This is a genomic window from Pseudoxanthomonas sp. LjRoot127 (assembly GCF_964253495.1).
In the GTDB taxonomy this organism is placed as follows: Bacteria; Pseudomonadota; Gammaproteobacteria; order Xanthomonadales; family Xanthomonadaceae; genus Pseudoxanthomonas_A.
On the sequence record NZ_CAXUQR020000001.1, the window covers coordinates 1,197,357 to 1,214,914 of the forward strand.

Annotated in this window: 17 protein-coding genes; 3 read left to right on the forward strand and 14 right to left on the reverse strand. The window is 67.2% G+C overall.

The annotated features are described in order from the left end of the window. Window positions 1-20 precede the first annotated feature (20 nt). From ACSQ19_RS05695 to ACSQ19_RS05720, 6 genes are all read right to left on the reverse strand, one after another. Window positions 21-548 (reverse strand): F0F1 ATP synthase subunit delta, encoded by a 528-nt coding sequence (locus tag ACSQ19_RS05695; RefSeq protein ID WP_436000532.1) that lies wholly within the window; start codon window positions 546-548, stop codon window positions 21-23. 17 nt (window positions 549-565) lie between these two features. After that, entirely contained in the window at window positions 566-1,036 is a 471-nt protein-coding gene (locus ACSQ19_RS05700; RefSeq protein WP_299345739.1) for a F0F1 ATP synthase subunit B, read from the reverse strand. Window positions 1,037-1,141: 105 nt separating this feature from the next. Next, a complete protein-coding gene (gene atpE, locus ACSQ19_RS05705; protein WP_055939490.1) occupies window positions 1,142-1,441 on the reverse strand; it encodes a F0F1 ATP synthase subunit C in 300 nt (99 codons plus the stop codon). Between the two features lie 64 nt (window positions 1,442-1,505). Next, window positions 1,506-2,303, reverse strand: a complete 798-nt coding sequence (gene atpB / locus ACSQ19_RS05710; RefSeq protein ID WP_299345736.1) for a F0F1 ATP synthase subunit A — start codon at window positions 2,301-2,303, stop codon at window positions 1,506-1,508. A 24-nt stretch (window positions 2,304-2,327) separates the two neighbouring features. Beyond that, entirely contained in the window at window positions 2,328-2,663 is a 336-nt protein-coding gene (locus tag ACSQ19_RS05715; RefSeq protein WP_436000536.1) for a hypothetical protein, read from the reverse strand. Window positions 2,664-2,870: 207 nt separating this feature from the next. Further along, a complete protein-coding gene (locus tag ACSQ19_RS05720) occupies window positions 2,871-3,050 on the reverse strand; it encodes a hypothetical protein (RefSeq protein WP_299345730.1) in 180 nt (59 codons plus the stop codon). A gap of 66 nt (window positions 3,051-3,116) precedes the next feature. Here ACSQ19_RS05720 and ACSQ19_RS05725 point away from each other — a divergent pair, with 66 nt between their 5' ends. Beyond that, window positions 3,117-4,058, forward strand: coding sequence for a hypothetical protein (locus tag ACSQ19_RS05725; protein WP_299345728.1), 942 nt, complete (start codon window positions 3,117-3,119; stop codon window positions 4,056-4,058). A gap of 107 nt (window positions 4,059-4,165) precedes the next feature. Then, a complete protein-coding gene (locus tag ACSQ19_RS05730; RefSeq protein WP_299345725.1) occupies window positions 4,166-4,369 on the forward strand; it encodes a DUF2061 domain-containing protein in 204 nt (67 codons plus the stop codon). Window positions 4,370-4,394: 25 nt separating this feature from the next. Here the strand turns inward: ACSQ19_RS05730 and ACSQ19_RS05735 are convergent, their stop codons facing one another. The 3 genes from ACSQ19_RS05735 to ACSQ19_RS05745 are packed head-to-tail and all read right to left on the reverse strand — an operon-like array spanning window position 4,395 to window position 8,579. Next, on the reverse strand, window positions 4,395-5,003 hold the full coding sequence (locus ACSQ19_RS05735) for a hypothetical protein (protein WP_299345722.1): 609 nt from the start codon (window positions 5,001-5,003) through the stop codon (window positions 4,395-4,397). After that, on the reverse strand, window positions 5,000-7,138 hold the full coding sequence (lpdA, locus tag ACSQ19_RS05740) for a dihydrolipoyl dehydrogenase (RefSeq protein WP_436000539.1): 2,139 nt from the start codon (window positions 7,136-7,138) through the stop codon (window positions 5,000-5,002). Before lpdA ends, ACSQ19_RS05735 begins: the two co-directional genes overlap by 4 nt. A gap of 13 nt (window positions 7,139-7,151) precedes the next feature. Beyond that, on the reverse strand, window positions 7,152-8,579 hold the full coding sequence (locus ACSQ19_RS05745) for a dihydrolipoyllysine-residue acetyltransferase (RefSeq protein WP_436000541.1): 1,428 nt from the start codon (window positions 8,577-8,579) through the stop codon (window positions 7,152-7,154). Window positions 8,580-8,854: 275 nt separating this feature from the next. On the opposite strand from ACSQ19_RS05745, the gene ACSQ19_RS05750 reads away from it, so the two are divergent. Next, window positions 8,855-9,613 carry a hypothetical protein gene (locus tag ACSQ19_RS05750; protein ID WP_299345717.1) on the forward strand — a complete coding sequence of 253 codons (759 nt, stop codon included), beginning with the start codon at window positions 8,855-8,857 and terminating at the stop codon, window positions 9,611-9,613. On the opposite strand, the gene ACSQ19_RS05755 is transcribed toward ACSQ19_RS05750, so the two are convergent. From ACSQ19_RS05755 to pgmB, 5 genes are all read right to left on the reverse strand, one after another. Beyond that, window positions 9,575-10,129 (reverse strand): DNA-deoxyinosine glycosylase, encoded by a 555-nt coding sequence (locus ACSQ19_RS05755; protein ID WP_436000543.1) that lies wholly within the window; start codon window positions 10,127-10,129, stop codon window positions 9,575-9,577. The two genes, ACSQ19_RS05750 and ACSQ19_RS05755, sit on opposite strands and share 39 nt — an antisense overlap. A 2-nt stretch (window positions 10,130-10,131) precedes the next feature. Next, window positions 10,132-10,587, reverse strand: coding sequence for a DMT family transporter (locus tag ACSQ19_RS05760; protein WP_296278983.1), 456 nt, complete (start codon window positions 10,585-10,587; stop codon window positions 10,132-10,134). Window positions 10,588-10,648: 61 nt separating this feature from the next. Continuing rightward, complete coding sequence (locus ACSQ19_RS05765) at window positions 10,649-11,890, reverse strand: MFS transporter (RefSeq protein WP_436000546.1); 1,242 nt, start codon at window positions 11,888-11,890, stop codon at window positions 10,649-10,651. A gap of 141 nt (window positions 11,891-12,031) precedes the next feature. Then, complete coding sequence (locus tag ACSQ19_RS05770) at window positions 12,032-14,437, reverse strand: TonB-dependent receptor (RefSeq protein WP_436000548.1); 2,406 nt, start codon at window positions 14,435-14,437, stop codon at window positions 12,032-12,034. Window positions 14,438-14,511: 74 nt separating this feature from the next. Further along, window positions 14,512-17,523 (reverse strand): beta-phosphoglucomutase, encoded by a 3,012-nt coding sequence (gene pgmB / locus ACSQ19_RS05775; protein ID WP_436000550.1) that lies wholly within the window; start codon window positions 17,521-17,523, stop codon window positions 14,512-14,514. Window positions 17,524-17,558: the final 35 nt, after the last annotated feature.

The following is a 17,558-nucleotide window of genomic DNA, read 5'->3' on the forward strand; positions in this document are numbered from 1 at the left end:
CGCGGCGGTTCAATGGGAATTCAGTGCGTCAGCGCCGACTGCAGGCGCGCCAGCTTGCCTTTCAGCGAGCCGTCGATCACCACGCTGCCGGCATCGATCACGGCGCCGCCGATCAGCGACGCGTCGACCGCCGTCTCCACCTCGACCTCGCGACCGAAGCGCTTCTTCAAGGCGGCCTTGATCACGTCGAGTTCGCCGGCGGGCAGGTCCGTGGCGGAGGTGACCTTCGCCTTCACGACATGCTCGGCGTCGGCGCGCAGCTCCTCGAACAGGCCGGCAATCTCCGGCAAGTGCGGCAGGCGGCGCGCATCGGCCAGGATGCCCAGGAAGCGGGTGAACGCATCGCTGGCGCCGTCCGGCGACAGCAGCGACACGGCGTCCGCCGGCAGCAGCTGCGGATTCGGCAGCAGCGCGGCCACGCGCGGGTCCGCCGCGGCATGCGCGGCAAAACCCAGCGCCTGCGACCAGGCGGCGAAGTTGCCTTCGTCGCGCGCCGTCGCGAAGGCGGCGCGGGCGTAGGGGCGTGCGACGGTCAGGGCCTGGCTCATCGGTCAGATCGTCCGGATCAGATTTCGGCGGCGAGTTCGTCGAGCAGCGCCTTGTGGGCGTTGGCGTCGATCTCGCGCTTCAACAGTTTCTCGGCACCACTGACGGCCAGTGCGGACACCTGCTTGCGCAGGTCCTCGCGGGCACGCGTGGCGGCGGCCTCGATCTCGGCCTGGGCCAGTTCCTTCTGGCGGTTGGCTTCGGCGATCGCCTCGTTCTTGGCCGCGTCGACGATCTGGTTGGCGCGCGCGTGGGCCTGGTCGATGATCTCGTTGGCCTTGACGCGGGCGTCCTTCAGCGCTTCGTTGACCTTTTCCTGCGCCTGCGCCAGATCCTTCTGGCTGCGGTCGGCGGCGGCGAGGCCTTCGGCGATCTTCTGCTGGCGTTCTTCGATGGCAGCGAGCAGCGGCGGCCAGATTTTGGTCGCAATGATCCAGATCAGGCCGGCGAAGGCCAGCGCCTGGGCGAACAGAGTGAGATTGATATTCATCGTAAACCTGCCGGTGATGAAGGGCCCGCGCACATCGCGCCGGCCCAGCTACGCCTGGTGACTGACCGCGGGCCGGAGCGCGCGGTCAGGCGTGCACGCGACGGATCAGCCCGCCAGCTTGGCCAGCTGTTCGGTGAAGATCGTGATGAACGGGCTGGCGAAGGCGAACAGCAGGCCCACGGCGACCGAGATGATGAACGCGGCGTCGATCAGGCCGGCGGTGATGAACATGCGCACCTGCAGGACCGGGATCAGCTCCGGCTGGCGGGCAGCCGATTCCAGGAACTTGCCGGCCATGATGGCCAGACCCAGGCCGGCGCCCAGCGCGGCCAGGCCGATCATGATGCCGATGGCGAGGGCGGTCGAAGCCTGGACCTGGGCGAGGTTGGTGAGGATGCTTTCCATGGTGATCTCCGGAACTAAGTGCTTGAAAGGTGGATGGTACGAAGGGAACGGTGAAGCGGAAACGTTAGTGGCTGTCTTCCGACAAGCTCAGGTAGACGATCGACAGCATCATGAAGATGAAGGCCTGCAGAGGGATGACCAGCAGGTGGAACAGCATCCAGCCCAGGCCGAATGCTGCGCCGCCGAGCATGCCGACGATGCCCGCGCCGCCCAGCACCCAGATCAGCAGGAAGACGATCTCGCCGCCGAACATGTTGCCGAACAGTCGCATCGCCAGCGAGATGGGCTTGCTGACCCATTCGACGATGTTGAGGATCAGGTTGAACGGCATCATCCACTTGCCGAACGGCGCCGTCAGGAACTCGTGGGTGAAGCCGCCCAGGCCCTTGGAGCGCAGCGCGAAGACGATCATCAGGAAGAACACGCTGATCGACATGCCCAGGGTGGCGTTGACGTCGGCGGTGGGCACCGGCTTCCAGTAATGCACGCCCATCAGCTCGAGCGGCTTGGCGATGAAGTCTGCCGGGATCATCTTCAGCAGGTTCATCATCAGGATCCAGAAGAAGATGGTGATCGCGATGGGCGTCACCAGCTTGCTGGTCCCGTGGTAGGTGTCGCGGGCCTGCTTGTCCACGAACTCGAGCATGATCTCGACGAAGGCCTGCCACTTGCCCGGCACGCCGGCGGTCGCCTTGCGGGTCGCCAGCCAGAACGCGAATACGATCAGCAGCCCCATCAGCACGGCGGTCACGAAGGTGTCGACGTTGATCGTCCAGAACGGACCGTCGCCACCCACTTGGGCCGTGAGGTTCTTCAGGTGGTGCTGGATGTAGCTGGTGGGAGTAAGAGCCTCGCCCGCCATGAGTCGGAAACCTTTCTAGTTGGGTTATCGCTGCTTGCCGGTCGCGACCAGCACCTGTGCCACCAGTCCGGTGATCACGCCTGCCAGGAGAGGCAGCGGGGGCAGCTTGTACAGCCCCGCGCCAACCACCAGCACGCCGATCACCACGACCCACTTCACCACCATGCCCGCGACGAGCCTCAGCACCGCCGAGACGGCCCCGAGCACGCCGCCACCGAAGGCCATCCAGGCCGCCAGCAGCGCGCTGGCCACGATCGCCAGCCCTCCAACCGCCGCCGCGACCGCCTGGGGCACGCCCCGGAGCAGGAACAGCAGCGCGACCAGCAGCACCGCGCCCGTCTGCCAGACAGCGGCGCGCAACACTAGCCGCCGGCCCGTAGCGACGGAATTCAGCACACGAAAGCCCTACGGAATTGGCGGGGTACAAGGCGGTAAAGCGCCTCGCCGAGCCGCAAAAGTATAGCAGCGGGACAATTTCCGGGACAACCGCCAAAGGTAGAAAGCGGGCCTCAGGGGCACACGCCGCCCGCAGCCCTTGCGCCGCCTGCGTGTAACCGTTTCCCCTGTTCAGAATTTTCCCGGGAATTCTCCGGAACTTTGCCGGAAACTCCCTGTCAGTCCTTGCAAGGCCTGCTGCTCAACTTCCTCGTCCGATGCTCCGCCACAGGCCTTCCACGAAGCCCCGGCTGCCCCCGGGGCTTCACTTTTTTGTGGCATCGGGAAGACGTCGCCGGGCGTGACGTTCATCCAATTCACCCGATGACGACCCGTGGGCCATGAAGGTAGTGCTCCCCCTCGACGCATGGAGCGCCCATGAACCGGCCCTGCCCCCGCAACACCCCCGCCTTCGTTTCCCTGCTCGCCTGCCTGCCGCTGGCGCTGCTCGCCACCACCGCCGCCGCGCAGGATTTCAGCGACGACGCCCGCTTCGAAGTCCGCCTGTCCGCCTTCAATCCCGAGGCCAACATCCGCTTCGACGGTACCGGCGTCGCCACCGACGGCGAGCGCACGGAGGAATTGGCGGCGGCGGGCGGCATCGATTCCGATGGCCGCTGGCGGCCGCGCGGCGAGCTTGCCTTCGCCATGTCGCCGCGGCAGTCGCTGCGCCTGAACTACTACGACTACCGTCGCAACCAGTCGTGGAACTTCGATGGCGACTGGGTCGACCCCGGCAACATTTTCGACGAGGTCGAGATTCCCGGCGAACCGGTCGAAATCCCCGCCATCGACGTCGACGGCCGCCTGAGCTTCGAACTGGCCAGCCTGAATTACGAGTTCGCGGTCATCGACACCCCGCGCTTCCAGTGGGGCCTTGGCGCCGGCGTCACCCACGCGGTGCTGGAGGCGCGCGGCACCGGTACCAGCACCGGCACGGGCGAGATCGATCCGCAGTGGGAGTCTTTCCGCTGGAAGAAGGACGGGACCTCGCCGAACCTGCACACCCGCGTGAGCTGGGCGCCGACCGAGCGACTGCGTATCGAGGCCCAGGCCCAGTACCTGGACACGCGCTGGGGTGACTTCGTCGAGGAGCGCGGACATTTCGAGCGCGGCGGCCTGATCCTCGAGTACCTGGTCACCGAGCGCCTGGGGATTCACGTCGGCTATGACTGGTTCCGCCTCAAGCTCGCCAACGACTATCGCGGATCCTTCGAGGCGCCGCCCGAGTCCGGTGTCGGAACCGTCGAGGTCACCGGCAAGCTGACCGGCCAGTTCAAGGTCCACGGACCCATGGCAGGCGTGACATTCCGGTTCTGATCCGGCCCTATCGATAGATCTCGCTTATCGATCCCAGCGAAATGTTTCATTGGACGGCACGTGCGGGGCGCCCATACTTGAGACCTGTTCTCATCTGGAGCCCCGCCGTGAACAAGACCCTGAGCTTCGCGATCCTGCATTTCTCGGTGGCCTTCACCCTGGGCTACCTGTTCACCGGCAGCCTGCTGGTGGGCGGCGCGCTGGCGCTGATCGAACCGGCCTGCAATACCGTCGTTTTCCACTTCCACGAGAAGGTATGGAAGCGGATCGAGGCGCGGCGTGCCGCGAGAACCGTTCCGTTGCCTGTCTGACGCGTTCGACGCCGGTGCGGACCGGCTAAGGGTTGCCCAGCGACTTATCCAACGCCATGGACTCCTTTCTGCGCTGGATACATGTCGCGTCATCGACCGACAGCCCCGACTCCAGGTCACAGGGATGCATGGAGCGACCTGAGGCGGCGTTTTCCCGAAGATCCTTCAACATCAGCTGGCGGGTGCCCAACCACTCTCCGAGATTGACGATGCGCGGCTCGCATGTGGTGGGTTCGAGCACGGTGCCGGGCCGATCCCAAAACAGCAGCAGGAAATCTCCCGGCGCTACACCACTCATACAATTATTCCCCAACGGGTATTCCAATCGGGGTATAGCGGTGAGCGCCTTGCCCTTTATCTGCTCCACTAGCACGTAGCGGGCAACCACCCCGCCGATCTGATACGGCATTCCGTACAACCTGGCTGATGACGGAGTGTCGCCGAGAAAATTTCGCAACGCGGATTCACGCACAAGTTCGACAGCGGAAACCCGGACCAAGGCCACGTAAGCATTTCGCGCGGCAAGATCGTCGAGATCACGCGAACCCACCGGACCGCACTGGCACGCCAGCGCAGCAGCGCTGGCGGCCAACAAGACGCCCGCCAAACAGACTCGGGCGAGCAGGCGGATCACTTCTTCTTCGGAATGTACAGGTCGGTGATGGTGCCTTCGTAGACCTCGGCCGCCATCGCCACGGATTCGCTGAGCGTCGGGTGCGGATGGATGGTCGCGCCGATGTCGCCGGCTTCCGCGCCCATCTCGATCGCCAGCGCCAGTTCGCCGATCAGGTCGCCTGCATGCACGCCGACGATGCCGGCGCCGATGATGCGATGGGTGTGCTCGTCGAAGATGAGCTTGGTGGAGCCCTCTCCGCGGCCGATGCCGACCGCACGCGCCGACGCCACCCACGGGAACTTGCCGACGCCGATCTTCAGGCCCTTGGCCTTGGCTTCGGTCTCGGTCACGCCGACCCAGGCGATTTCCGGATCGGTGTAGGCCACCGACGGGATCACGCGCGCCACCCACTCCTTCTTCTCGCCGGCGGCCACTTCCGCCGCCAGTTTGCCCTCGTGCGTCGCCTTGTGCGCCAGCATCGGCTGGCCGACCAGGTCGCCGATGGCGAAGATGTGCGGCACGTTGGTGCGCATCTGCGCATCGACCGGGATGAAGCCGCGGTCGGTGACGGTCACGCCGGCCTTCTCTGCGTCCAGCTTGCCGCCGTTGGGCGAACGGCCCACCGCGACCAGCACGCGATCGAACGTGCCCGACGCCAGTTCCGGCGCCTGACCTTCGGTGGCGCTCTCGAAGCCGACGGTGATGCCCTTCTTCGACGCCTCGACCTTGGCGGCCTTGGTCTTGAGGTAAACGATGACGCCCTGTTTCTTCAGGCGATCGGCCAGCGGCTTCACCAGGTCCTTGTCGGCGCCCGGCATCAGCTGGTCCATGAACTCGACCACGGTCACTTCACTGCCCAGCGCGCGGTACACCGTCGCCATTTCCAGGCCGATGATGCCGCCGCCGACCACGAGCAGCTTCTTCGGCACCTCGGCCAGCTGCAGCGCATCGGTGGAATCCATCACGCGCGGATCGTCCCACGGGAAGTTCGGCAGCTTCACCGCCTGCGAACCGGCGGCGATGATGCATTGCTCGAAGCGCAGCAGCTGTGCCTTGCCATCGCTGCCGACGATCTCGAGCTCGTTCGGCGAGACGAACTTCGCCACGCCGGTCACCGTGCGCACCTTGCGCTGCTTGGCCATGCCGGCCAGGCCCTTGGTGAACTGGCCGACCACCTTGTCCTGCTTGAAGCTGCGGAGCTTGTCGATATCGATCTTCGGCTTGCCGAAGCTGATGCCGATGTCGTCCGAATGCGAGGCCTCGTCGATCAGCGCCGCCGCGTGCAGCAGCGCCTTCGACGGGATGCAGCCCACGTTGAGGCAGACGCCGCCCAGGGTTTCGTAGCGCTCGATCAGCACGGTGTCGAGACCGAGGTCCGCCGCGCGGAACGCCGCCGTGTAGCCGCCAGGGCCCGAACCGATCACGACGATGCGGCATTCGATGTCGGCCGTCTTGCCGGTGCCAAGCGCCGGCTTCGGCGCCGAGGTGGCCGGTGCGGCAGGGGCGGCGGGCGACGGCGTGACGGGAGCGGACTTGGCCGGCGCCGCGGCAGCGCCCTCGCCTTCCAGGATCGCGACGAGGCTGCCTTCGGCCAGTTCATCGCCGAGCTTGACCTTGATCTCTCTGATGACACCGGCCGCAGGCGACGGGACCTCCATCGTCGCCTTGTCCGATTCCAGCGTGACCAGGCCCTGGTCCTTCTTCACCGTGTCGCCGACGGCGACCAGGATCTCGATGACCGGCACGCCATCGTAGTCCCCGATGTCGGGCACCTTGGCTTCGATCAGGCCGCCGCCACCGGAGGCAGCGGGTGCTGCGACCGGGGCAGCAGGCGCAGGCGCGGCAGCCGGCGTCGGGGCCGGCGTTGCAGGGGCCGCAGGTGCGGCCGGCGCGGGTGCGGAGACGGCGGCGCCTTCGGCTTCCAGCACCGCCACGACGCTGCCTTCGGACAGCGCGTCGCCCAGCTTGACCTTGAGTTCCTTCACCACGCCTGCGGCCGACGAGGGCACTTCCAGCGTGGCCTTGTCCGATTCCAGCGTGACCAGGCCCTGGTCCTTCTTCACCGTGTCGCCGACGGCGACCAGGATTTCGATGACCGGCACATCGCTGTAATCGCCGATGTCGGGGACTTTGACTTCGATCGTGTTCGCCATGGTCTCGGTCTCCTTACAGCAGCACGCGGCGCATGTCGCCGAGCAGCTGGGCGAGATAGGCGGTGAAGCGCGCGGCAGCGGCGCCGTCGATCACGCGGTGGTCGTAGCTCAGCGACAGCGGCAGCATCAAGCGCGGCTGGAACTGCTTGCCGTCCCAGACAGGCTGGATCGACGACTTGGACACGCCGAGGATGGCGACTTCCGGTGCGTTGACGATGGGCGTGAAGGCCACGCCGCCAATGCCGCCCAGCGAGGAGATGGAGAAGCAGCCGCCGGACATCTCGGCCGGGCCGAGCTTGCCGTCTCGCGCCTTCTTCGCCAGTTCGCCGCTTTCCTGCGCGATCTCGTTGACGCCCTTCTTGTCGACGTCGCGGATCACCGGCACGACCAGGCCGTTCGGCGTATCGGCGGCAAATCCGACGTGGAAATACTTCTTCAGCGTGAGGTTCTCGCCGCTGGCATCGAGCGAGGCATTGAAGTCGGGGAACTTCTTCAACGCCGAGACGCTGGCCTTCATCAGGAAGGCGAGCATGGTCAGCTTGATGCCCGCCTTCTCGTTCTCCTTGTTCAGCGCCACGCGCAGCGCTTCCAGGTCGGTGATGTCGGCGTGGTCATGCTGGGTGACGTGCGGAATCATCGCCCAGTTGCGGGCCAGGTTGGCGCCGGAAATCTTCTTGATGCGCGACAGCGCGACGACCTCGGTCTCGCCGAACTTGCTGAAGTCGACCTTCGGCCACGGCAGCAGGTTGAGCCCGCCACCGGCGGCGACCGGCGCACCCGCAGCGGCAGGCGCCGACACGCCGCCGGCCAGCGCACCCTTGACGTACTTCTGCACGTCTTCCTTGCTGATGCGCCCACCGCGCTCGGTGCCCTTCACCTGATTCAGGTCAACGCCCAGTTCGCGCGCGAACAGGCGCACGGCCGGGCTGGCGTAGGCGACCTTCTCGGGGAGCACGCGGTCGGCGTTGAATTCGACCGGCGGCGTACGCGGCGGCGAGGCTTCCGGATCGATGCCCGGCTTGTCGTCCAGCACGCGCGAGGCGGCGGGCGCCACGGCGGGTGAGGCGCGCTCCTGCGCGATCTCGCGCTGGGCGATCTTATCCGGCGTCGGCGACACGGCGACCGGTTCGACCTTCGCGCCGGTTTCAGCCGTGGCGGTCGGTGAGGGTGCGGCGGCGGGCTTGGCCTCGGCAGCGCCTTCGCTGGTTTCGATCAGCGCCACCACGGCGCCTTCGGCGATCTCGTCGCCCAGCTTGACCTTGATCTCCTTCACCACGCCGGCGAACGGCGACGGCACTTCCATGGTCGCCTTGTCCGACTCCAGCGTGACCAGGCCCTGGTCCTTCTTCACCGTGTCGCCCACGGCGACCAGGATCTCGATCACCGGTACGCCGTCATAGTCACCGATATCGGGGACTTTGGCTTCCTTGATGTCGGACATGGCGTTACTCCGGTGCGGGCGTGAAGAAGGGAACCCCTATTGTGTCCGCAGTGGCGCGATGCGCCAACCACTCCTTCGTGTTAATTGCTGTCCCCGAGGGACATTGCGCCCCGTCGCGCGCGCAGTGGTATCCCTTTGGTCGGACGACGACGTAGCACGCGACCCCGCAATACGCACCCGCATTGTTCATCCGACATGTGCGTTCGCACGTATCTGGATGCGGCGTTCACGGGCCCACGCCTAGCATCGCCGCCCATCCCTTCCCGGAGGTTCCCATGCGCTGGCTCGTCCTGCTGTTGTCGCTCGCCATGCCCGTCGTGTCCTGGCTGTCACAGCAGGGTTCGTTCGGCCCCACCAATGGTGCGATCTCGGACCAATATCCGACGCTCATCGTGGCGGCCGGCTACGCCTTCGCCATCTGGGGCCTGATCTTCCTGTGGGACGTCGTGTTCGGCGTCTGGCAGGCGTTTTCGCGGCGGGTGGCGACGGCGCCTCTCGCCGGTGTGCGACCGTGGGCGGCGGGCGGCTTCGCGCTGACCGCCGTGTGGATGCCGGTGTTCTCGCAACAGCTGTTCTGGCTGGCGTTGTTGATCATCTGGGGGGCGCTGGCCTGCCTGCTGCGCTGCGCGGTGGCGCTTTCCGACGCGCGCACCACCACCCCGGGCCTCACTGCGTGGGCATGGGCGCCGCTGTCGCTGCATGCGGGATGGCTGTCGATGGCGGCCTTCCTCAACACCGCGCAGGTGATCGTGGCATACCGGCTGCTGCCGACCGACGCCATGCTGCCATGGACGCTGGTGCTGTTCGCTTTGGCGACCGCGCTGCTGTTGTGGGCGAACCATCGCATGCGCGGCAACCTGCTGTTTGCCGCGGCCGCGCTGTGGGCCTTGGCGGCGGTGTACGTGAAGCAGTCGGGCTGGACCGTGCCAGGCAGCGACACGGCCGCGGTGGTGGCGGTCGTCGTCGCGGTCGTGCTCGCGGTGCAGACCGTGTGGCTACGGGTCCGGCCGCAGTCCCGCCCCGCGTTGGGCTGAGTCTGCCAGCCACGGCGTCAGCACGCTCCACGCCTCGCACAATGCGGCCAGTCCCATCGCGGCATGCGCCGGGCTGGTCGATGGCAGCGCCACGCTCTGCACGCGGCGTTGCGATGCCGCTGGCCACTGCGGTTGCACATGGCGGCGGAACAGCGATGACGCCGTCGCGCCATTGAACGCGATGGCGCGCAGCCCGGACAGCGAGGCGATCAGTGGCACGATCGCGTTCGGTCGTTCGCTGCCGCGCACGATGGCGCTGTCCAGGCTGCCGGTGCGACGACATTCGCCGATCACGTCCCACAAACCGATGCCCGCGCGCTGGAGGGCCGCCAGTCGCACCTCGTAGGCGGCATCCGCCGCCACGCCCGTCAGCGTTTCCATCACCGGCCAGAAGCGGTTGCGCGGATGGGCGTAGTAGCGCGCCGCCTGCAGCGAGGCCGTGCCCGGCATCGATCCCAGTATCAGCACGCGGCAGTCCGGCGCGACCACCGGCGGCAGGCCGGTCAGCACGTCCATGCTCAGCCGCCGGCACCCTGCCAGGGTTTCACCACCAGTACCGCACCCGCTACCACCAGCAGAAGGCCGGCCATACGCACGACATCGACGGGTTGTCGTGGATGCAGCACGCCGAAGTGGTCCAGCACCACCGAACCCACCAGTTGTCCGGCCACCACAAGGCAGATCAGCGAGGCAGCGCCGAGCCGCGGCACGAGCAGGGTGGCGGAGGCCACGAACACCGCACCGATCACGCCACCGGTCCACGCCCACCACGGCACCTTGCCCAGTGCCGCGGGCACGAACACCGGCCGCGTCAGCAGCCACCACGCCAACAGCACGCCGGTGCCGACCATGAAGGACGCCAGCGACGCGAACACCGGGCCGAAGGTCTGTCGCCCGAGCGAGGCGTTGATCAACGCCTGCAGCGGCAGCAGCATGCCGATGAAGAGAGCCAATGCCACGCCGGTCGCATTCATGCGTCGTCTCGTCCAGAACAGGAGGGCGAACGATACGCCACGCGGCGTCAACGCGTTCGCATCACGCCACCGGAAGCATGCCGTTCCGCTTCGATACCGCACGCTGCAGCAGCGCCATCGACACCACCAGCAGCGCCATCGGCGCCAGCAGCAGGTAGAACGCGCGCGACCCGTCGAAATGCGCGAACAACTGTCCGGTGATGTACGAACCGGTGGTGCCGCCGAGCGCCGAGAACACCACGATCAAGCCCGTCATCGCCGCATGCCGCGCCTTCGGCAGCGCGCTCAGCACCACCGAATTGATCGCCGGGTAGATCGGCGCCATCAGCAGGCCGATCAACGGAAACACATAGGCGGCCAGCGGCACGTTCCACCACGTCATGCCTTCGCGCGGCTGCACGTTCGCGGCCAGCGGCAGCGCCACCAGCACCAGCACCGCCATCGCGACCACGCACCCGCTCAGCAACCAGAACCAGGGCACGCGCCGCAGCAGCACGCCGCCACCCAGCCGGCCCAGCGCCAGCGACCCGGCGAAAATGCCGGCCGCCTGCACGCTGAGCGTCGTGGGCAGGTACAGGATCTCGCGGTTGAAGGTCGGCAACCAGGTGTTGATCGCCTGCTCCATCAACACGTAGAGGAAGGCGGACACCAGGAACACCGCCACCAGCGGCAACGCCAGCAGGCGGAACATGTCGACGAAGGACTCGCCCGCCGCATGGCCATCCTGCGCGGCGCGTTCGTCCAGCGTGCAGGTCGCCAGCAGGACGACCACCGCCACGCACAGGGCGGCGAGCACCCAATAGACGTCCAGCCACGCCGGATCGCCCGGCACCTCAGCATTGATGAACGCGGCGAACAGCCACGCGCTGCCCAGGATGCCGACCATGAACCAGCCTTCGACCGTGCTGGTCAACGCGGCGTGTCCTTTCGCGTCCTCGGTCAGCAGGCCGATGCTGGAGTACACCGACACCTTCACCAGCGCGAACGACACGCCGACCGTGGTGAACAGCAACTTGGTCGCCCAGAACGCATGCAGCAGCGGCATCGCGGCGCAGGCAAGCGCGACCAGCGACAGGCCGAGCATCATCGCGCGGCGATACCCCAGCCTCGGCAGGAACGAGGCCACCAGGAACGACGTGACCGCGATCGGCAGGTCCTTGAACGCTTCCAGCAGGCTCGCATCGGCCTTGCTGATGCCGAAGCCCTGGATGGACTGCAGGATCACCGTGCCCACGGAGTTCAACAGCATGGCGAAGATCATGTAGGTCAGGATCATCGCCAGGATCATGCGGGTGCGCGTCATGGGCGGTACCGGTCGGTTCGTGCGCGACGTCAGCGCGGCCCTGCCGCGCGACGCCCAGTGCAAAGAGGATATCCGCCACCGCGCCGGGGAGAGACGGCGCGGCGGCGGAAGACGGCCCGCGCGAACACGGGCCGCGCTACATCACCAGCGGTAGGCGACGGAGGCCTGGTACGACGTACCTTCCAGCGGACGGCCCATGAACACGCCACCGCTGGTCGCATTGCCCAGCACGCGGGCATTGCCCTCGGTCAGCGCGATCTCGTCGGTGACGTTGCGGCCCGAGAAGGTGAACTCCCAGTGGTCGCCCAGGTGCGCGCTGGCACCGACGTCCCAGGTGTCGTACTTCGGCAGCACCTGGCCGTTGGCGGGATCCGAGTAGCGATCGCCCACGTGGGTGTAGGTGGTGAACACCTTCAGGTCGCCCCACGGCAGCGACCAGTAGTAGCTCGGCGTCAGCCGTGCGCGGAACTTCGGCTGGCGCACCACCTGGTTGCCGTCGAACGTGGAGAAGTCGCCATACTTGGCGCGCAGCCAGGTCGCGTTCCAGGCCAGCTCGAACCCACCGACCGGTCGCCACGCGCCCTCGAACTCCAGGCCACGCGCCTTCGAGTCACCGATGATGACGACGTTGTTGCCGTTGTTGTCGAACGCCTGGTAACGCAGGCCGGTGAAGTCGTTGTAGAACGCGGTGAGATACATCTCGTACGTCTCGCCGCCGGCCTTCAGGCCCAGCTCGTACTGGTCGATCTCGGTCTTGTTGTTGGCGCCGTCGCGCAGATTGTCGAACTGCGGGAAGGTGAAGCCCGAGTTGACGCGACCGAACAGGCTGACGCTGTCGTTGAGCGTGTAGTTCAGGCCCGCCGTCCACGACACGTCGCTGTCGTTCTGGTCGATGCTGCGCGGCGTGGTCGAGACCGAGGTGTTGTTGTCGTACAGCGTGTCCGGATTGCCGTCCAGGTCGACCGTGACCGGATCCCACACCATGCCGTTGACCTCCTGCCGCTCATAGCGCACGCCAGCGTCCAGGCGGATGCGGTCGTTGACGGTCCATTCGTCGGCGATGAAGAAGGCCGTGTTCTGGCCGTCGTAGTCGCCACGGATGTTGTAGAACGCGGTGCCCACGAAACCGTCGCGCGTGGCGACCTGCCCGTTGGACAGCGCCAGGTTCACGCGGCGCGCATTGTCCTGCGCGGTGAGCAGCATGTTGTTGCCCAGCCACCAGCGGTCCTTGGACGAATAGTCGGCGTAGTACATGCCGAAGGTCAGGGCGTTGCTGTCGGTCAGGTCGACACTGAAGCGCAGGTCGTTGGTGAACGAACTGATCTCCTTGTCCACCACCCAGAAGCCGGCCGTCAGCACCTGCTGGTTCGGATCGACCGCGCCGCCGCCATTGACGAACGTGCCGGTGCCAGTCACCCCTGCGCCATAGGTGTCGGTGATGTACGACGACAGAGTCTGCGGATTGGCGCCGGTGAACAGTGCGTAGGTCGGCGCATCGCCTTTCAGGTAGTTGAACTTGTCGCTGATCGTCCAGTTGCCGACGTACCAGTCCAGCGAGCCGCCGAACACGTCGATGTCCACGCCGCGGCCATCGGCCAGGTCGCGCGTCATCGTCTGGTTGCCGACGCCCGTGGGCAGCCTGACGCGGCGGAAGTCGTCGCCGACCAGCGTGCCGGTGGTGGGATCCAGCCCCGGGAAACCGGAGATGTCCTCGCCGTTGTTGCGCGAAACCAACGGTACCGCGGTATAGAACGTGTTCTTGTCGTCGGTGTGGCGCGCGTAGAAATTGAACTCGCCCTCGGCCCAGCGCTTGGTCAGCGTGGCGCTGAGCTGGCCGCCCTTCTCCACCGGAAAGCCGGTCTGGCGCACGCCATCGGTCTCGCGGTAGAAGCCGCCCACGCTGTAGTACCAGCCGGTGTCGGTGCCCAGCGGGCCGCCGCTGTAGAAATCGACGCGACGCAGGTCGTCGGTACCCACGGTCAGGCGCACCAGGCCTTCGGGCGTGTCTTCGCCCTTCTTCTGGATGAAATTGACGGTGACGCCGGGCTGGCCGTTCGAATAGATGGGGCTGGGGCCGCCACGCAGGCCTTCGACGCGCGCGATGGTGTCGTCGATGCGGAACAGCGTGGTGTTCTCGAGGAACGACAGCGTCGGCGGCGGGAAGATCGGCGAGCCGTCCAGTTGCAGGGTGAAGAACGGTGCATCGCCCTCGGACGGCATGCCGCGCACGAAGACGTTGGCGCCGGTACCGCCGCCGCTGGCCTCAGCCCAGACGCCTGGCACGATCTTCAGCAGGTCGGCGGTGCTGGTGGGCGCGGTTTCCTGGATCTGCTCGGGCGTGGCGGTGCTGATCGAGAAGCTGGCGTCGCGCTTGCGCAGGCCCTTGAACTTGGCCGTGCCGCTGACGACCACGGCGTCCAGCGTCTTGGCCTCCTGGTCGGCGGGCGCCGCGGGTGCGGCTTCCTGCGCGCTCGCCAGCGCCGGCGATAGCGCCAGCGCGATGGCGGCCGACAGGGCGTAGCGCATCGGGTGCTTGGTGTGTTGCATGGTCCCTCCCTCCACTTGCATTGTTGTCGTGTTGTTGGCTGGCTGCCCACCGCGGCTTCTGTGGCCACGTGCGGTCAAGGCGATACGAACGTCCTCAGGTCAAACGCGTTGATGTGCGGGATGACGGCATCGGCATGGCGCAGCGCGCGCGCGTCGCCGATGCCGATCGCGGCCATGCCCGCCGCATGGATGGCTTCGATGCCGGCCGCGGCGTCTTCCACGCCGATGCAGCGGTGCGCCGGCACGCCGAGCGCGGCGGCGACGTCGAGGAAGATGGCCGGGTCGGGCTTGGCGCGGACGATGCGCCCGGCATCGGCGATGTAGTCGAAGCGGTCCGCGATACCCAGCTTCTGCAGCAGCGTCGGCGCATTGCGGCTGGCCGACGCCAGGCCGAGCTTCAGGCCCGCCGCGCGCGCCGCATCCAGTACCTCGCTCACGCCGTCGAACAGATCCTGCGGACCGACGTGCGCGATCTCCTGCACGTAGTAGCCGTTCTTCGTATCGGCCAACGCGCGCTTCTCGTCGTTGGAATAGCTTCGCGTGGCGCGCTCGAGGATGATCTCCAGCGACGCCATCCGGTCCACGCCCTTCAGGCGTTCGTTGACCTGCAGGTCGAACGGCACGCCGATCTCGTCGGCCAGCCGCTTCCATGCCCGGTAATGCGTGTGCGCGGTATCGGTCAGCACGCCGTCGAGATCGAAGATCAGCGCGTCGCAAGCGCGGGGCAGCGGCATCTTAGGTGGCGATGGCACTGCGAGCGGCAGCGCGACTTCGCGCCCTGCCTTCAGTATCACTTCGCTGCCGGCGTGGCCGAACGCCAGCGCATCGCCCTCATCCAGCCGATAGCGAACACCGCGCGCGTCCACGTCCACGCGCAGCGCGCAGCCGCGCCAGCGGAGGTTGAACCCGTAACCCTTCCAGGCCTGCGGCAAGGTGGGGGCGAACTGCAGCCGGCCCGCCACGATGCGCAAGCCGCCGAAGCCCTGCACCAGCCCCAGCCAGCTGCCGGCCATCGCCGCCATGTGCACGCCGTGGTCGGTGTTGCCGTGCAGGTCGTCCAGGTCCACACGCAGGCTGGCGTCGAAATAGTCCCAGGCCTTGCCGTTCTGGCCGACCTCGCTGGCCAGGATGCCGTAGACCGGCGCCGACAACGTGGAATCGTGGGTGGTGACGGCGTCGTAGTAATCGAAGTCGCGGCGCTTCGCGCCCAGGTCGACGCCATCGCCGGCCAGCACCATCGCCATCACCACGTCGGCCTGCTTGCAGACCTGGTGGCGGTACAGGGTGAGCGGGTGGTAATCGAGCAGGAGCGGGCGATGCGGCCCTTCGCGCCTGGGGAACGGCCAGCGCGGCTTGGCGAGGAAATCGTCGTCCTGCGGATGGATGCCGAGCGCCGCGTCCACCGGCAGGTGCATCGCGTCGGCGGCGCGCTGCCAGAGCGCGACTTCATCGGCATCGAGCCCGATGCGGCTGGCGAGGGTGCGCAGTGCATCGGGGCGATCGGCGGACAGGCGGGCCCAGGCGTCGACGGCGCGCTGCAGGTGCCGCTGCGCCATGCGGTTGGTGTACCAGTTGTTGTTGACCAGCGTGGTGTACTCGTCCGGTCCCGTGACCTCGTGGATGCAGAACGCACCGTCGAGCCGCGGATTGAAATGGCCGGCCTGCGGCCAGATGCGCGCGGTCTCGAAAAGAATCTCGGCGCCAGCCTCGCTGAGGAAGTCGAGATCATCGCTGGCGTCGAGATAAAGCCCGATCCCGTAGGCGATGGCGGCATTGATGTGGTACGCCGCCGAGCCGCTGGGATAGTGCGCGGAACATTCGCGGCCGGCGATGGTGCGCCAGGGGTACAGCGCACCGCGGGGATGGTTCATGGCACGCGCGGTGTCGCGTGCGCCGTCCAGCGTGCGGAAGCGGTACATCAGCATCGCGCGCGCTACGTCCGGTGCGGTGAACGCCATGACCGGCAGCACGAAGGCTTCGGTATCCCAGAAGCAATGGCCTTCGTAGCCTTCGCCCGTGATGCCCTTGGCGGCCGTGCCGTTGATGCCGTCGCGCCCCGCCGACTGCAGCAGGTGGAACAGGTTGAAGCGCAGCGCGAGCTCCGCCGCGGCATCGCCCTCCACCGACAGGCCGGCACGCTGCCAGAACGCATGCAGGCCGTCGGCCTGCGCGGCCGCGATGCCGTCGAAGCCGACGCGCAACGCGCGCGCCAGCACGGCGTCGACGCTGTCCTGGGCCTGGCCGTTGCCGTCGTCGTAAGCGACGTACTTCTCGATCACCACGGACGCGCCTGGCGTCAGCGTGGCGCCGAAGCGTTGCTCCACGCGGCCATCGCCCGCCTGCGCCGCGGTGAACACCAGGCCCGGCGACAGCCGGTGCCGCTGTGCGCACACCAGGGCGACGCCGCTGTGATGGGTGCGCTGCGTCAGCCGGGCGCCTTGGTCATCGGCGTGCTCGTCCGCAACGTGCAGCTCTTTGCCGCCGTGCACGCCGATGCGGGGATCATCGCCCTGTTCGACGGCCTGCCGTCCGGTCTCGATCGATGAACACAGCGTCAGTGGGCCCGCATAGTCGATGGACGCCACTTCGAACCGGATGGCGAGCAATGCGCGCTCGGCCAGCGGCACCACGCGGCGCGCGCGGATCTCGAGCGTATGCCCCTGCGCGGTTTTCAGGCGCAGGCGGCGCTCGAGCGCCCCGGCGGCGAGATCCAGCGTGCGCTCGAAGTCGAGCCACTCTGCTTCCTGCAGGCGCAGCGGCGTGTCGCCGAGTTGCAGCCGGAGGTGCTTGCCCTCGGCGACCGGCACCCGCGTGTCGGTGCTGCGGGTGAAGCCGGGGAAACGCTCGTGGTAGTGGATGGGGTTCTGCTCGAACACGCTCGACAGGAACGTGCCATCGCTGGGGCTGTCGTCTTCCTCCAGCGCGCCGCGCACGCCCAGCGTGCCGTTGGCGAGGGCGAACAGGGTTTCATCGCGCGCCGCGCGTTCGCCGTCGAACGCCCGTTGGATAAGCCGCCAGGGATCGGACCGGCTTTCGCCCGCCGTGCCCTGACCCGATGTATGCGCCTGCTTCTGTTCCACCGACATCCTCGTGCTCACCTGTTACCGGCCGTGGCGGAACC

What these genes read in the sequence shown, in the direction of transcription:
- ACSQ19_RS05695 (WP_436000532.1), bottom strand. Translation starts at nt 548, where the DNA reads ATGAGCCAGGCCCTGACCGTCGCACGCCCCTACGCCCGCGCCGCCTTC.
- ACSQ19_RS05770 (WP_436000548.1), bottom strand. Translation starts at nt 14,437, where the DNA reads ATGCAACACACCAAGCACCCGATGCGCTACGCCCTGTCGGCCGCCATC.
- ACSQ19_RS05745 (WP_436000541.1), bottom strand. Translation starts at nt 8,579, where the DNA reads ATGTCCGACATCAAGGAAGCCAAAGTCCCCGATATCGGTGACTATGAC.
- lpdA (WP_436000539.1), bottom strand. Translation starts at nt 7,138, where the DNA reads ATGGCGAACACGATCGAAGTCAAAGTCCCCGACATCGGCGATTACAGC.
- ACSQ19_RS05760 (WP_296278983.1), bottom strand. Translation starts at nt 10,587, where the DNA reads ATGAATGCGACCGGCGTGGCATTGGCTCTCTTCATCGGCATGCTGCTG.
- ACSQ19_RS05755 (WP_436000543.1), bottom strand. Translation starts at nt 10,129, where the DNA reads ATGGACGTGCTGACCGGCCTGCCGCCGGTGGTCGCGCCGGACTGCCGC.
- ACSQ19_RS05720 (WP_299345730.1), bottom strand. Translation starts at nt 3,050, where the DNA reads ATGAACGTCACGCCCGGCGACGTCTTCCCGATGCCACAAAAAAGTGAA.
- atpE (WP_055939490.1), bottom strand. Translation starts at nt 1,441, where the DNA reads ATGGAAAGCATCCTCACCAACCTCGCCCAGGTCCAGGCTTCGACCGCC.
- ACSQ19_RS05700 (WP_299345739.1), bottom strand. Translation starts at nt 1,036, where the DNA reads ATGAATATCAATCTCACTCTGTTCGCCCAGGCGCTGGCCTTCGCCGGC.
- ACSQ19_RS05765 (WP_436000546.1), bottom strand. Translation starts at nt 11,890, where the DNA reads ATGACGCGCACCCGCATGATCCTGGCGATGATCCTGACCTACATGATC.
- ACSQ19_RS05725 (WP_299345728.1), top strand. Translation starts at nt 3,117, where the DNA reads ATGAACCGGCCCTGCCCCCGCAACACCCCCGCCTTCGTTTCCCTGCTC.
- ACSQ19_RS05750 (WP_299345717.1), top strand. Translation starts at nt 8,855, where the DNA reads ATGCGCTGGCTCGTCCTGCTGTTGTCGCTCGCCATGCCCGTCGTGTCC.
- pgmB (WP_436000550.1), bottom strand. Translation starts at nt 17,523, where the DNA reads ATGTCGGTGGAACAGAAGCAGGCGCATACATCGGGTCAGGGCACGGCG.
- atpB (WP_299345736.1), bottom strand. Translation starts at nt 2,303, where the DNA reads ATGGCGGGCGAGGCTCTTACTCCCACCAGCTACATCCAGCACCACCTG.